The following is a 13,940-nucleotide window of genomic DNA, read 5'->3' as shown; positions in this document are numbered from 1 at the left end:
GAGGCCGCGGGCGTGGCGGCCAACGCGCCGGCCGGCGACGGCAAGCCCGCCGGCGACGAGGCCGGGGCGCAGGAGCGCAACCTCACCGAAGCGAAGGCTGGGACGGACGCCGACGGCGCCGGACCGGCGGACGCGAACGAAACGGGGGCCCAGAAGTGACCACTCCCCGCCCGGAGACGCTGGCCAAGCTGACGCCGGTGCTGACCAAGCGCTGGCTGTCGCCGGACGCCTGGCGCATCGGCACGTACGAGCAGCTGGACGGCTACGCCGCGCTGCGCAAGGCGCTCAAGGCGCACCCGGACGACCTGATCCAGCTGATCAAGGACTCCGGGCTGCGGGGCCGAGGCGGCGCCGGCTTCCCCACCGGCCTCAAGTGGGGCTTCATTCCGCAGGGCGACGGTAAGCCGCACTACCTGGTGGTCAACGCCGACGAGGGCGAGCCGGGCACCTGCAAGGACCTGCCGCTGATGACCCACGACCCGCACGCGCTGGTCGAGGGCGTCATCATCGCGTCGTACGCGATCCGGGCCGCCCGCGCCTACATCTACATCCGGGGCGAGGCGGTTCACGCCGCGCGTCGGCTGCGCAACGCGGTCCAGGAGGCGTACGACAAGGGTTACCTGGGTCGGAACATCCTGCGCAGTGGCTACGACCTGGAGCTGGTGGTGCACTCCGGCGCCGGGGCGTACATCTGCGGCGAGGAGACGGCGCTGCTGGACTCGCTGGAGGGGTTCCGGGGTCAGCCCCGGCTGCGGCCGCCGTTCCCGGCCACCCACGGCCTGTACGCGAGCCCGACGGTGGTGAACAACGTCGGCACCATCGCCAGCGTGCCGCCGATCGTGCTCGGTGGGGCCGACTGGTGGAAGAGCATGGGCACCGAGAAGTCCTCCGGGCCGATGATCTACTCGCTCTCCGGTCGGGTCGCGAACCCGGGCCAGTACGAGTGCTCGATGGGTGTCACGCTGCGCGAGCTGCTGGAGCTGGCCGGTGGCATGCAGCCCGGCCACAACCTGCGGTTCTGGACCCCGGGCGGCTCGTCCACCCCGCTGCTCGCCGCCGAGCACCTGGACGTGCCACTGGACTTCGAGGGGGTGGCGGCGGCCGGCTCGATCCTCGGCACCACGGCCACCCAGATCTTCTCCGACCAGGACTGCCCGGTCTACGCGACGTACCGGTGGCTGGAGTTCTACCACCACGAGTCGTGCGGCAAGTGCACCCCGTGCCGTGAGGGCAACTACTGGATGGTCCGGGTCTACCGGCGGATCCTCGCCGGTCAGGGCACCCACGAAGACCTGGACACCCTGCTGGACACCTGCGACAACATCCTCGGCCGCTCGTTCTGCGGTCTGGGTGACGGCGCGACCAGCTCGGTGACCTCCTCGCTGCAGTACTTCAAGCAGGACTACCTCGACTACATCGAGGGTCGGACCGCACCCAAGCTGTCGGAGAAGACCCTGGTAGGGGCGCACTGATGACCGACGTAGCCAAGCAGACCGAGACCGTCACCCTCACCATCGACGGCGTCGAGGTCACCGCCCCCAAGGGGACGCTGCTGATCCGGGTCGCCGAGCAGATGGGCACCGAGATCCCCCGGTTCTGCGACCACCCACTGCTGGCCCCGGCCGGCGCGTGCCGGCAGTGCCTGGTCGAGGTGGAGGGCCAGCGCAAGCCGGTGGCCTCCTGCACCCAGACCGTCGCCGACGGCATGGTCGTGCGCACCCAGATCACCTCCCCGGTGGCCAAGAAGGCGCAGGAGGGGGTGATGGAGCTGCTGCTGCTCAACCACCCACTGGACTGCCCGATGTGTGACAAGGGCGGCGAGTGCCCGCTCCAGAACCAGGCGATGTCCACCGGCCGCACCGACTCGCGCTTCCACGAGCACAAGCGGGAGTACGAGAAGCCGATGGCGATCAGCAGCCAGGTGCTGCTGGACCGCGAGCGGTGTGTGCTCTGCCAGCGGTGCACCCGGTTCTCCGAGGAGATCGCCGGCGACAAGTTCATCGACCTGATGGGCCGGTCGTCCGCCGAGGAGATCAACATCTACCGGGACGACGCGTACGGCGAGGAGGGCGACGCCGGAGACGTTCCGTTCAACTCCTACTTCTCCGGCAACACCGTGCAGATCTGCCCGGTGGGCGCTCTGACCGGTGCCCAGTACCGGTTCCGCGCCCGCCCGTTCGACCTGGTCTCCAGCCCCAGCGTCTGCGAGCACTGCTCGGCCGGCTGCGGGCAGCGCACCGACTGGCGGCGCGGCAAGGTGCTGCGCCGGCTGGCCGGCGACGAGCCGGCGGTGAACGAGGAGTGGAACTGCGACAAGGGCCGCTGGGGCTTCCAGTACACCCGGGCCGCCGACCGGCTGACCACTCCGCTGGTCCGCGACGAGCACACCGGTGAGCTGCGCGAGGCGTCCTGGAGTGAGGCGCTCACCGTCGCCGCCGAGGGGCTGCACACGGCTCGGGAGAGCGGGCAGGGCACGGCGGTGCTCACCGGCGGTCGGCTGACCGTCGAGGACGCGTACGCGTACGCCAAGTTCGCCCGGGTCGCCCTGAACACCAACGACATCGACTTCCGGGCCCGGCCGGTCTCCCGCGAGGAGGCCGACTTCCTGGCCAGCTCGGTCGCCGGGGTCACCGACGTCACCTACACCGACGTGGAGAACGCGCCGGCGGTGGTGCTTGTCGGCCTGGAGCCGGAGGAGGAGTGCCCGATCCTCTTCCTGCGGCTGCGCAAGGCGTACCTGAAGAAGACCCTGACGGTGTACGCCCTGGCGCCCTTCGCCACCCGCGGCCTGGAGAAGCTCGGTGCCAAGCTGGCCCGGGTGGTGCCGGGCGAGGAGGCCAGCGTGCTCGCCGAGCACGCCACGGTCAGCGAGGCGCTGAGCGCACCGGGCGCGATCCTGATCGTCGGCGAGCGGTTGGCCACCGTGCCGGGTGGGCTCTCCGCCGCGGCCGACGTGGCCCGGCGTACCGGCGCGAAGCTCGCCTGGGTGCCGCGGCGCGCGGGTGACCGCGGCGCGGTCGACGCGGGCTGCCTGCCCAACCTGCTCCCCGGTGGACGCCTGGTCACCGAGCCGGCCGCCCGGGCCGAGCTGGGTGAGGCGTGGGACATCCCGGCCGGGGTGATCCCGAGCCAGGCCGGCCGGGACACCGACGGCATCCTGAGCGCGGCCGCCAACGGGCAGCTCGGCGCGCTTGTCGTCGGCGGTGTCGACCCGGCCGACCTGGCCGACCCGCGACTGGCCGAGTCCGCCCTGGACGCGGTGCCGTTCCTGGTCAGCCTCGAGCTGCGGGCCAGCGCGGTGACCCGGCGGGCGAACGTGGTGCTGCCGGTCGCCCCGGTGGCCGAGAAGGCCGGCAGCTTCCTGGACTGGGAGGGTCGGCTGCGCCCGTTCGAGGCGGTGCTGAACACCGCCGCGATGACCGACGGCCGGGTGCTCGACGCGCTGGCCGCGCTGCTCGACGTGCGCCTCGGCACGGCCGACGTGCTGAGTGTGCGTCGCGAGCTGGGCACCCTGCCGGCGACGCGTCTGTCCCGGCCGGCCGCGCCGTCGGTCGCGCCCGGCCGGGTGCCGCAGCCGAACGCCGGGGAGGCCGTGCTGGCCACCTGGCACCAGCTGGTGGACCTCGGCACCCTGACCGAGGGCGACGAGAACCTCGCCGGAACTGCCCGCCCGCCGGTGGTCCGGCTGGGTAAGGGCACCGCCGAGGCGCTCGGTGTGGTCGACGGTGACGCGGTCACGGTCGGCACCGACCGGGGGGCGCTGACCCTGCCGGCGGAACTCACCGAGATGCCGGACGGCGTGGTCTGGCTGCCGACCAACTCACCCGGCTCGACCGTGCGGCGCAGCCTCGGGGCCACGTCCGGCGCGGTCGTCCGGATCTCCGTCCCCGCTTCGACCACGGCCATCCCGGCCGGGCGTGTGGCGGCCGACGAGACCGGTCTCCCGGGTCCGCTCCTCAACTCCGGGGGTAACCAGTGAGCCCGATCTACCTGGCCCAGGATCCGACGCTTGCCGACTTCGGCCGGGATCCGTGGTGGCTGGTTCTCGGCAAGATTGTCTTCGCGTTCGCCTTCGGTCTGCTGGCCACCCTGCTCGGGGTCTGGTTCGAACGGCGCGTGGTCGGTTACATGCAGGTGCGGCCCGGCCCCAACCAGGTCGGCCCGTTCGGCCTGCTGCAGACCCTCGCCGACGGCCTGAAGATGGCCTTCAAGGAGGACATCCTGCCGAAGGCGGCCGACAAGGTCGTCTACTTCTTCGCCCCGACCATCTCGGTGATCTGCGCGGTCACCGCCCTGTCGGTGGTGCCGTTCGGCCCGATGGTGAGCATCTTCGGCCACCACACGCCGTTGCAGGTCACCGATGTGCCGGTGGCGGTGCTGCTGCTGCTCGCCTGCTCCTCGATGGGCGTCTACGGCATCGTGCTGGGTGGCTGGGCCTCCGGCTCGACGTACCCGCTGCTCGGCGGTCTGCGGTCGAGCGCCCAGATGATCTCCTACGAGGTCGCCATGGGGCTCAGCATCGTGGCGGTCTTCATGACCGCCGGCACGATGAGCACCAGCGGGATCGTCGCCGCCCAGGGCGACGGCACCCAGCTGACCATCTTCGGCCAGACGATCCCGGCACCGGGCTGGTACGCCATCCTGCTGCTGCCGAGCTTCATCATCTTCTTCATCGCCACGGTGGGTGAGACCAACCGGGCGCCGTTCGACCTGCCCGAGGCCGAGTCCGAGCTGGTCGCCGGCTTCATGACCGAGTACAGCTCGCTGAAGTTCGCGCTCTTCATGCTCAGCGAGTACGTCGCGATGGTGACCATGTCCGCGGTCACCACCACGCTGTTCCTGGGCGGATGGCGGGCGCCCTGGCCGATCACCATCTGGGAGGGCGCCAACTCCGGTTGGTGGCCGATGCTCTGGTTCTTCGGCAAGGTGATCGCGCTGGTCTTCGTCTTCGTGTGGCTGCGTGGCACGCTGCCCCGGCTGCGGTACGACCAGTTCATGCGGCTCGGTTGGAAGGTGCTGCTGCCGATCAACCTGGTCTGGATCCTGGTCCTGTCGGGCCTGCGCTCCATCGAGGACTGGGACACCCGCGGCAAGGTGATCGCCGTCGGCGTTCCGGCCGGCATCCTGCTGATCGCCACGATCTTCTGGCCCAGCCGGCGCCCGCAGCCGAAGCCGACGACACAGGAACAGGTCGACAACCGGCCGCACGGCAGCTTCCCGCTGCCACCGATGGATCTTCAGGTACCACCGAGCCCGCGTATCACGCGCGTGGTCGCCGAGCGGGAGCCGGCCAACATCGTTGCCGGCTCGGACTCCAGGGAGGTGTGACGTGGGCGCGATCACCGGAACGTTCAAGGGATTCGGTGTCACCTTCTCGCACATGTTCAGGAAGGTCGTCACCACCGACTACCCGTTCAAGCCGCCGGTGTCGGCGCCGCGCTACCACGGGCGGCACATCCTCAACCGGCACCCGGACGGCCTGGAGAAGTGCATCGGCTGCGAGCTGTGCGCCTGGGCCTGCCCGGCGGACGCGATCTACGTCGAGGGTGGGGACAACACCGACGAGCAGCGTTTCTCGCCGGGTGAGCGGTACGCCAGCGTCTACCAGATCAACTACGCCCGGTGCATCTTCTGCGGGCTGTGCATCGAGGCCTGCCCGACCCGGTCGCTCACCATGAGCAACGAGTACGAGCTGGCCCGGGACAACCGGCAGGACCTGATCTTCACCAAGGAGCAGCTGCTCGCGCCGTTGCTCGAGGGCATGGAGCAGCCGCCGCACCCGATGCGGCTGGGTGACAGCGAGAAGGACTACTACGTCGGCGCGCTGGACAACCCGGGCACCTCCGCCGGTGCGGAGACGTCCCCGATGGGCCCCGGCCGCTACCAGGTCGAGGAGCACCCCGGCGTGACGTTCCCGGGCGCCGAGCAGGCCGCCCAGCGCGTCGCGGCCGGCAAGGGAGAGAAAGCATGACCACGTCTACGGTGCTGGCCGCGGCGAGTGGGGTGTCCGGCGGTGAGGAGGTCACCTTCTGGATCCTCGGGCCGCTCGCGCTCATCGGCGCGATCGGGATGGTGGCCGCGCGCAACGCGGTGCACTCCGCGCTCTGGCTGGTGCTCACCATGCTCTGCCTGGGCGTGTTCTACGTGCTCCAGGCCGGGCCGTTCATCGGCATGGTGCAGATCATCGTCTACACCGGCGCGATCATGATGCTCTTCCTCTTCGTGCTGATGCTCGTCGGTCGGGACTCCACCGACTCGCTCATCGAGACGTTGCGCGGCCAGCGGGTCGCCGCGATCGTGCTGGGGCTGGGCTTCGCCGGTCTGGTCGGCGGCGCGCTCTACCGGGCGCTGCAGGGGACCACCGCGGTCGGCCTGGAGCAGGCCAACGCGGAGGGCAACGTGCAGGGCATCGCCCGGCTGCTCTTCACCAAGTACGTGTTCGCGTTCGAGCTGACCTCGGCACTGCTGATCACCGCAGCGGTCGGTGCCATGGTGCTCGCGCACATCGAGCGCCGCAAGCAGGACAAGGTCGACCAGCCGTCGACGATGCGGGCCCGTTTCGCGCCGGGCAACTACCCCGGCCCCAAGCCGGGCCCCGGCGTCTTCGCGACCTCGTCCTCGGTGGCCACCCCGGCCCGACTGCCGGACGGCCGCCTCTCCGAGCGGAGCACGCCGGACATCCTGCCGGTGCGGGAGCTGACCGCGCAGGAGACCACGCTGAAGGGGACGGACCAATGACGCCTGACTACTACCTGGTGCTCGCGGCGGTGCTGTTCACCATCGGCGCCGCCGGGGTGCTCGTCCGGCGCAACGCGATCGTGCTGTTCATGTGCGTGGAGCTGATGCTCAACGCGGCCAACCTGACGCTGGTCACCTTCAGCCGGATCAACGGTGACCTCAACGGTCAGATCATGGCGTTCTTCGTGATGGTGGTGGCGGCGGCCGAGGTCGTGGTCGGGCTCGCGATCATCATGTCCATCTTCCGGACGCGACGCTCGGCGAGTGTCGACGACGCCAACCTGCTCAAGTACTAGAGGGGTCCACCGGTGGAAGAGACTGTGGAATACGCCCAGGCCACGGGGCTGCTTGGGGGCGTCTGGCTGCTGGTGGCGATCCCGCTGGTCAGCGCGGCCATCCTGCTGCTGCTCGGCCGCCGGGCCGACCGCTGGGGGCACTGGTTGGGCGTCGCCGCCATCGGCGCCGCGTTCGTGCTCGGCCTGAGCTTCTTCTTCCAGCTGCGTGGCCTGGAGAACAAGTCGGTCGAGCTGAGCCTCTGGGACTTCATCGCGGTCGGTGACCTGCGCGTCGACTTCGGCCTGCTCTTCGACCCGCTGGCCGCGGTCTTCGTACTGCTGATCACCGGGGTGGGTTTCCTGATCCACCTGTACGCGGTGGAGTACATGTCGCACGACGCGGGCCGTCGTCGGTTCTTCGCGTACTTCAACCTGTTCGTCGCGGCGATGCTGCTGCTGGTGCTCGGCAACAACTACGTGATGCTCTACTTCGGCTGGGAGGGCGTCGGTCTGGCGTCGTACCTGCTGATCTCCTTCTGGACCGAGCGGCCGAGCGCGGCCACCGCCGGCAAGAAGGCCTTCCTGATGAACCGGGTCGGCGACGCCGGCCTGGCGATCGGCATCTTCATCATGTTCGCCACCCTGGGCACCACCCAGTACGACGAGGTGTTCAACGGCGTCGGCGCGCTGACCGGGACCACCGTGCTGGTCCTCGGCCTGTTGCTGCTGCTCGGCGCGGCCGGTAAGTCCGGTCAGTTCCCGCTCCAGGCGTGGTTGCCGGACGCGATGGAGGGCCCGACCCCGGTGTCGGCGCTCATCCACGCCGCCACCATGGTCACCGCGGGCGTCTACCTGATCGCCCGGTCCAACCCGATCTTCTCGGCCAACTCGACGCTGCAACTCGTGGTGGTCAGCGTCGGCGCGCTCACCCTGCTGATCGGCTGCATCATCGGTGCGGCCAAGGACGACATCAAGCGGGTGCTCGCCTGGTCGACGGTGAGCCAGATCGGCTACATGTTCCTCGGTGTCGGCCTCGGCGGCGCGGCGTACGCGCTGGCCATCGTGCACCTGCTGGCGCACGGCTTCTTCAAGGCCAACATGTTCCTGGGCGCCGGCTCGGTCATGCACGGGATGAAGGACCAGGTGGACATCCGCCGCTTCGGTGGGCTGTCCAAGTACATGAAGATCACCTGGCTGACCTTCATGATGGGCTGGCTGGCCATCATCGGCATGTTCCCTTTCTCCGGCTTCTTCTCCAAGGAGCCGATCATCGTGGCCGCCTTCGAGCGGGACGACTGGACCGCCTGGCTGTTCGGCGGGGCGGCGCTGCTCGGCGCCGGGCTGACCGCCTTCTACATGACGCGACTGTTCGTGCTCACCTTCCACGGCCCGCAGCGGTGGACCGAGGACATCGAGCACCCGCACGAGTCGCCGAAGCTGATGACCATCCCGCTGATCCTCCTGGCGGTCGGGTCGGTCGGCGCCGGCTTCCTGCTCGCCACGTCCGTTCCGGACTGGCTGACGGAGACCGCCGGGCTGGGTGGCGAGCACGCCGAGCACGAGGCGGTCCTCTCGCACGCCGTGATCACCACGCTGTCGCTGCTGGTCACCGTGCTCGGCGCCGGGCTCGCCTGGTTCCTGTTCCGGGCCGGTACGGCCACCGCGCCGCAGCCGGCCGGGGTGCTGGTCACCGCCGCCCGGCGCAACCTCTACACCGACACGGTCAACGAGGCGGTCTTCGAGAAGCCGGGCATCTTCCTCACCCGGGCGCTGGTGTACCTCGACAACCGGGGCATCGACGGGCTCGTCAACGGGCTCGCCGCCGCGGTCGGTGGGGGCTCGGGTCGCCTCCGCCGGATGCAGACCGGCTTTGTCCGCTCGTACGCCACCTCGATCCTGGCCGGTGCGCTGCTGGTGATGGCGGCGTTCCTGGCGGTGCAGGCGGGGTGGTTGGCGTGATCGACCTCTTTCCGGCCGCCCCCGCCGGCGGACCACGCAGTGACGACGGAGGTAAGGCCGCATAATGTCCAACTTCCCGTTCCTCTCGGTGCTCACCGTGGCGCCGCTGGTGGGCGCCCTGGTGGTGGCCTTCCTGCCGCGCCACCGCCCGGAGCTGGCCAAGCAGGTGGCGTTCGCCTGGTCGCTGCTCGTGCTGGTGCTCTCGGTGGTGATGTGGGTCAGCTTCAAGGCCGGCGGTGACCGGTTCCAGTTCCGCGAGTCGTACTCGTGGATCCCGAACTGGGGTGTCAGCTTCACCTTCGCGGCCGACGGCATCGCGTTGGTGATGCTGATGCTGATCGCGGTGCTGGTGCCGCTGGTGATCCTGGCGTCCTGGCACGACGCCGAGTCGTCGAAGCGGTCGGTGCCCGTCTACTTCGCGCTGCTGCTGGTCCTCGAATGCACGATGATCGGCGTCTTCGCGGCCGCCGACGTCTTCCTGTTCTACGTGTTCTTCGAGGTCATGCTGGTGCCGATGTACTTCCTCATCGGCAGCTACGGCGGCCACCAGCGGCAGTACGCGGCGGTGAAGTTCTTCCTCTACTCGCTCGTCGGCGGTCTGTTCATGCTGGCCGCGGTGATCGGCCTGTGGGTGGTCGGCGGGAAGACCTTCGACTGGCAGGCGCTCTCGCAGGTCGACATCAGCACCGGCACCGAGCGTTGGCTGTTCCTCGGCTTCTTCCTCGCGTTCGCCATCAAGGCGCCGTTCTTCCCGTTCCACACCTGGCTGCCCGACGCCGGTGGCGCCGCCCCGGCGGGCGCGGCGGCGCTGCTCGTCGGCGTGCTGGACAAGGTCGGCACCTTCGGCATCCTGCGCTACTGCCTGCCGCTGTTCCCCGAGGCGTCGAAGTGGTTCGCGCCGTGGGCGCTGGCCCTGGGCGTGATCGGCATCGTCTACGCCGCGCTGCTGGCGGTCGGCCAGAACGACCTCAAGCGGCTGGTGTCGTACACCTCGATCGCGCACTTCGGCTTCATCGGGGTGGGCATCTTCGCCTTCACCACCCAGGCCGGCACCGGCGCGGTGCTCTACATGCTCAACCACGGGCTCGCCACCGGCCTGCTCTTCCTGGTGGTGGGCATGCTGATCTCCCGGCGTGGCTCGGCGCTGATCAGCGACTTCGGTGGTGCCGGCAAGCTGGTCCCGGTGCTCGCCGGCGTGCTCTTCTTCGCCGGTCTCGCCTCGCTCGCGCTGCCCGGCACGGCGCCGTTCATCTCCGAGTTCCTGGTGCTGATCGGCACCTTCACGGTGAACAAGCCGGTCGCGGTCATCGCCACGCTCGGCATCATCCTGGCCGCCGCGTACGTGCTGTGGATGGTGCAGCGCACCACCCAGGGCACCCTCAACCCGGCACTGACCGAGGTCGACGGGATGCGCCGGGACCTCAACCTGCGCGAGAAGGTCGTGGTCGCCCCCCTGATCGCGCTGATCGTGCTGCTCGGCTTCTTCCCCAAGCCGGTCACTGACGTGATCAACCCCGCCGTCCAGGCGACCATGGACGACATCGGTAGAACCGACCCGGCCCCGTCGGTGGGCACCGTCCAGGAGGCGGCAAAGTGACCGAGCTGAACCTGCCGTCGATCAACTATTCGGCGATCTCTCCGATCCTGATCATGCTGGGCACCGCGCTGCTCGGTGTGCTGGTCGAGGCCCTGGTGCCCCGGCGCTGGCGGCACGTGGTGCAGTTGACGCTGGCGCTGCTCGCGGTGCTCGCGGCACTGACCATGGTGGTCCTCAACTCCGACGAGCGGATCATCACCGCCGGTCAGGCTCTCGCGATCGACGGGCCGACGCTCTTCCTCCAGGGCGCGATCCTGGTGCTGGCCGCGATGGCGCTGCTGCTCATCGGTGACCGCTCGGTCGAGCGGGGCGGGGCGTTCGTCGCCCAGGCCGCGGTGACCGCCGAGTCGGCCGACGACCGGCGGCAGGCCGAGGGGCGCAACGGTCTCACCGAGGTCTACCCGCTGACCACGTTCGCGATCGGCGGAATGCTGATCTTCGTGGCGGCGAACGACCTGCTGACCATGTTCATCGCGCTGGAGGTCTTCTCCCTGCCGCTCTACCTGCTCTGCGCGCTGGCCCGTCGCCGGCGGCTGCTGAGCCAGGAGGCGGCGATGAAGTACTTCCTGCTCGGCGCGTACGCCTCCGCGTTCTTCCTGTTCGGTGTGGCCCTGATCTACGGCTTCACCTCCGGCATCCCGGGCCGACCGGCCGGCGTCGACTTCGCCACCATCCACGCGGCGGTGAGCGAGTCCCCGGCCAGCCCGGTGCTGCTCTTCGCCGGGATGGCGCTGCTCGCCATCGGCCTGCTCTTCAAGGCCGCGGCGGCCCCGTTCCACGTCTGGACGCCTGACGTCTACCAGGGCGCTCCGACCCCGGTCACCGGCTTCATGGCGGCCTGCACCAAGGTCGCCGCGTTCGGTGCCCTGCTGCGCGTCTTCCAGGTCGCGTTCGCGGACGCCAGTTGGGACTTCACGCCGGTCCTGGGCGCGGTGGCGGTGCTGACCATGCTGGTGGGCGCGGTGCTCGCGGTCACCCAGACCGACATCAAGCGGCTGCTCGCGTACTCCTCGATCGCCAACGCCGGCTACCTGCTGGTCGGTGTGTTGGCGCCGAGCCGCGACGGGCTCGCCGGCACGATGTTCTACCTGGTCGCGTACGGCTTCTCGGTGCTGGCCGCGTTTGCCGTGGTGACGCTGGTGCGGGACGAGGACGGCGAGGCCACGCACCTGTCCCGCTGGGCCGGGCTGGGCCGGCGGTCGCCGTTCTTCGCCGCGCTGTTCACGTTCATCCTGCTCGCCTTCGCCGGTATCCCGCTGACCAGTGGGTTCACCAGCAAGTTCGCCATCTTCGGGCCGGCGCTGGAGGGTGGCCAGGCCTGGCTGGTGATCGCCGGTGTGCTGACCAGCATGGTGCTCGCGTTCCCGTACCTGCGGGTCGTGGTGATGATGTGGCTCTCCGAGCCGGGCGAGTCCACCCCGACCGTCACCGTTCCCGGTGGGCTCACCTCCGCCGCGCTGATGATCGGTGTGCTGGCGACTCTGGTGTTGGGCGTCGCCCCGGCGCCGCTGCTCGATCTGGCCGCCGGAGCCGCCCAGTTCGTTAGATGACCGAAGGTTCGATCACCGGGGGCCGGCGCGTGTTCACGTGCCGGCCCCCGGTGCGTATCCCCGGGCCGGAGCAGGTCGAACGCGTGTGGCATGGTTGATAGCGTGGTGAATCCGGCGGGCGAGCGTTCAGGTGCCTCCGGCTCCGGCGGTCGGCGGGGTCGGGCGAGCACGAGTCAGTTCGGCGCGCTTGGCCTCAACCTCTCCGATCCCCGTGTCGAAGCGTCCGTGCTGGGTCTGCTGGACACGGTCGAGGTCGAGTTGCGGGCCAGCGTGTCCAGCGCCGACCCGTTCGTCACCGAGGCCGCCCGACACCTCGTCGAGGCCGGCGGGAAGCGTTTCCGGCCGTTGCTGGTGGCGCTGGGCGCCCAGTTCGGTGACCCCACCGGTGCGCACGTGGTCCCGGCCGCCGTGGTGATGGAGCTCACTCACCTCGCCACCCTCTACCACGACGACGTGATGGACGAGGCCCTCGTCCGTCGGGGCGCGCCGAGCGCGAACTCCCGGTGGACCAACTCGGTCGCCATCCTGGTCGGCGACTATCTCTTCGCCCGCGCGGCGGACATCGCCGCCGACCTGGGCCCCGAGGCGGTCCGGTTGCAGGCGCGCACCTTCGCCCGGCTGGTGCACGGCCAGATCGCGGAGACCGTGGGGCCACGCGCCGACGACGACCCTGTTGCCCACTACCTGCACGTGATCGCCGAGAAGACCGGCTCGCTGATCGCCACCTCGGCCCGGTTCGGCGGCATGTTCGGTGGCGCCGCCCCGGAGCACGTGGAGGCCCTCGCCGGGTACGGCGAGACCATCGGCGTGGCCTTCCAGCTCTCCGACGACCTGCTGGACATCGCGTCCGAGTCGGTGCAGTCGGGCAAGACCCCCGGCACGGACCTGCGCGAGGGTGTCCCGACGCTGCCGGTGCTCTACGCCCGCGAGGCGGACGACTCCGACGCGTCGTCGGTGCGGCTGCGGGAGATCCTGGCGACCGGCCCGTTGACCGACGACGCGTTGCACGGCGAGGCGTTGGGGCTGCTCCGGGAGAGCCCGGCGCTCAAGCGGGCCCGGGAGACCGTGCGCAGCTACGCCGAGGAGGCCCGCGCGCAGCTCGCACCGCTGCCGCACGGCCCGTCCCGCAGCGCGCTCGAGTCGCTCTGCGACTACATCGCTGACCGCACCAGCTGATCCACGCCCCGGCCCGCCGCGGCGGCGGCGCGGGTCAACAGTCGGCTGCCGACGAGCATGAGGGCGGCGGCGAGCAGCATCGACACGGCGGCGACGGTCCACATCGCCGGGTAGCCGAGGTGGGCGGCGAGCGGGCCCAGGCTCAGCGGGCCGAGACAGCCGCCCGCGTACACCCCGGTCTGGGTGATCGAGGTGGCGGCGGCCGGTGACTGTGGGTGCAGCCGGACCACCGCGAAGTTCATCAGGCCGGGCCACGCCCAGCCCAGGCCGAAGCCGAGCACCACGCCGACCACCAACGGCACCGAGCCGGTCAACGCGAGCAGGCCCAACCCGACCGCGCCGACGAGCAGCATCGCGGCGATGAGGGCGACGTGGCCGGTCTCGCGGCGATCGGCCAACCAGCCGGCGCCGACCCGAGCCGCCACACAGACCGCGCTACCCAGGGTCAGGGTGAGGCCGGCGAGGCCGGGCGACAGGCCCCGCGCCGCGGCGGAGTCCACCAGGAAGGTGCCCAGCGCGTTGGCCGCGCCCGAGGCCAACGTCGCCGCGGTGCCGATCACCACAAGCGCCGCCAGATCGGGAGAGCACAAGTGTGGACCCCAGTCGCGGGGACTCTCCGCGTCGGCAGTCTTTTGCTTGTAAAGC

11 protein-coding genes are annotated in these 13,940 nt (G+C 70.3%); 10 read left to right on the top strand and 1 reads right to left on the bottom strand.

Going from position 1 to position 13,940, the window contains the following annotated elements:
* The first annotated feature begins 155 nt into the window (after positions 1–155).
* The 10 genes from nuoF to PSH25_RS13130 all read left to right on the top strand — a co-directional run bounded on the left by nuoF (position 156) and on the right by PSH25_RS13130 (position 13,295).
* On the top strand, positions 156–1,472 hold the full coding sequence (nuoF, locus tag PSH25_RS13175; protein ID WP_112585688.1) for an NADH-quinone oxidoreductase subunit NuoF: 1,317 nt from the start codon (positions 156–158) through the stop codon (positions 1,470–1,472).
* Positions 1,472–3,979, top strand: coding sequence for an NADH-quinone oxidoreductase subunit G (locus PSH25_RS13170; protein ID WP_238659370.1), 2,508 nt, complete (start codon positions 1,472–1,474; stop codon positions 3,977–3,979). The genes nuoF and PSH25_RS13170 overlap by 1 nt, the downstream gene beginning before the upstream one ends.
* Entirely contained in the window at positions 3,976–5,328 is a 1,353-nt protein-coding gene (gene nuoH / locus PSH25_RS13165; protein WP_238659369.1) for an NADH-quinone oxidoreductase subunit NuoH, read from the top strand. Before PSH25_RS13170 ends, nuoH begins: the two co-directional genes overlap by 4 nt.
* Before the next feature lies 1 nt (position 5,329).
* The gene (gene nuoI, locus PSH25_RS13160; protein WP_210785491.1) at positions 5,330–5,971 is read left to right on the top strand and encodes an NADH-quinone oxidoreductase subunit NuoI; all 642 of its coding nucleotides are present in this window, start codon (positions 5,330–5,332) and stop codon (positions 5,969–5,971) included.
* Complete coding sequence (locus PSH25_RS13155) at positions 5,968–6,738, top strand: NADH-quinone oxidoreductase subunit J (RefSeq protein ID WP_238659368.1); 771 nt, start codon at positions 5,968–5,970, stop codon at positions 6,736–6,738. Before nuoI ends, PSH25_RS13155 begins: the two co-directional genes overlap by 4 nt.
* Entirely contained in the window at positions 6,735–7,034 is a 300-nt protein-coding gene (nuoK, locus tag PSH25_RS13150) for an NADH-quinone oxidoreductase subunit NuoK (protein WP_030486270.1), read from the top strand. The genes PSH25_RS13155 and nuoK overlap by 4 nt, the downstream gene beginning before the upstream one ends.
* A gap of 12 nt (positions 7,035–7,046) precedes the next feature.
* Complete coding sequence (gene nuoL / locus PSH25_RS13145; protein ID WP_238659367.1) at positions 7,047–8,972, top strand: NADH-quinone oxidoreductase subunit L; 1,926 nt, start codon at positions 7,047–7,049, stop codon at positions 8,970–8,972.
* Positions 8,973–9,036: 64 nt separating this feature from the next.
* Entirely contained in the window at positions 9,037–10,569 is a 1,533-nt protein-coding gene (locus PSH25_RS13140; protein ID WP_238659366.1) for an NADH-quinone oxidoreductase subunit M, read from the top strand.
* Positions 10,566–12,119, top strand: coding sequence for an NADH-quinone oxidoreductase subunit NuoN (gene nuoN, locus PSH25_RS13135; RefSeq protein WP_238659365.1), 1,554 nt, complete (start codon positions 10,566–10,568; stop codon positions 12,117–12,119). The genes PSH25_RS13140 and nuoN overlap by 4 nt, the downstream gene beginning before the upstream one ends.
* Before the next feature lie 90 nt (positions 12,120–12,209).
* Positions 12,210–13,295 (top strand): polyprenyl synthetase family protein, encoded by a 1,086-nt coding sequence (locus PSH25_RS13130; RefSeq protein WP_238659364.1) that lies wholly within the window; start codon positions 12,210–12,212, stop codon positions 13,293–13,295.
* Here the strand turns inward: PSH25_RS13130 and PSH25_RS13125 are convergent.
* The coding region (locus PSH25_RS13125) for an MFS transporter (protein ID WP_372492789.1) at positions 13,271–13,940 on the bottom strand (670 nt) is incomplete at its 5' end. The two genes, PSH25_RS13130 and PSH25_RS13125, sit on opposite strands and share 25 nt — an antisense overlap.

The sequence above is a fragment of the Micromonospora foliorum genome, from assembly GCF_022229015.1.
GTDB lineage: Bacteria > Actinomycetota > Actinomycetes > Mycobacteriales > Micromonosporaceae > Micromonospora > Micromonospora foliorum.
Note: the sequence above shows the minus strand (reverse complement) of the source record. Positions and strands in the feature narration are given on the sequence as shown.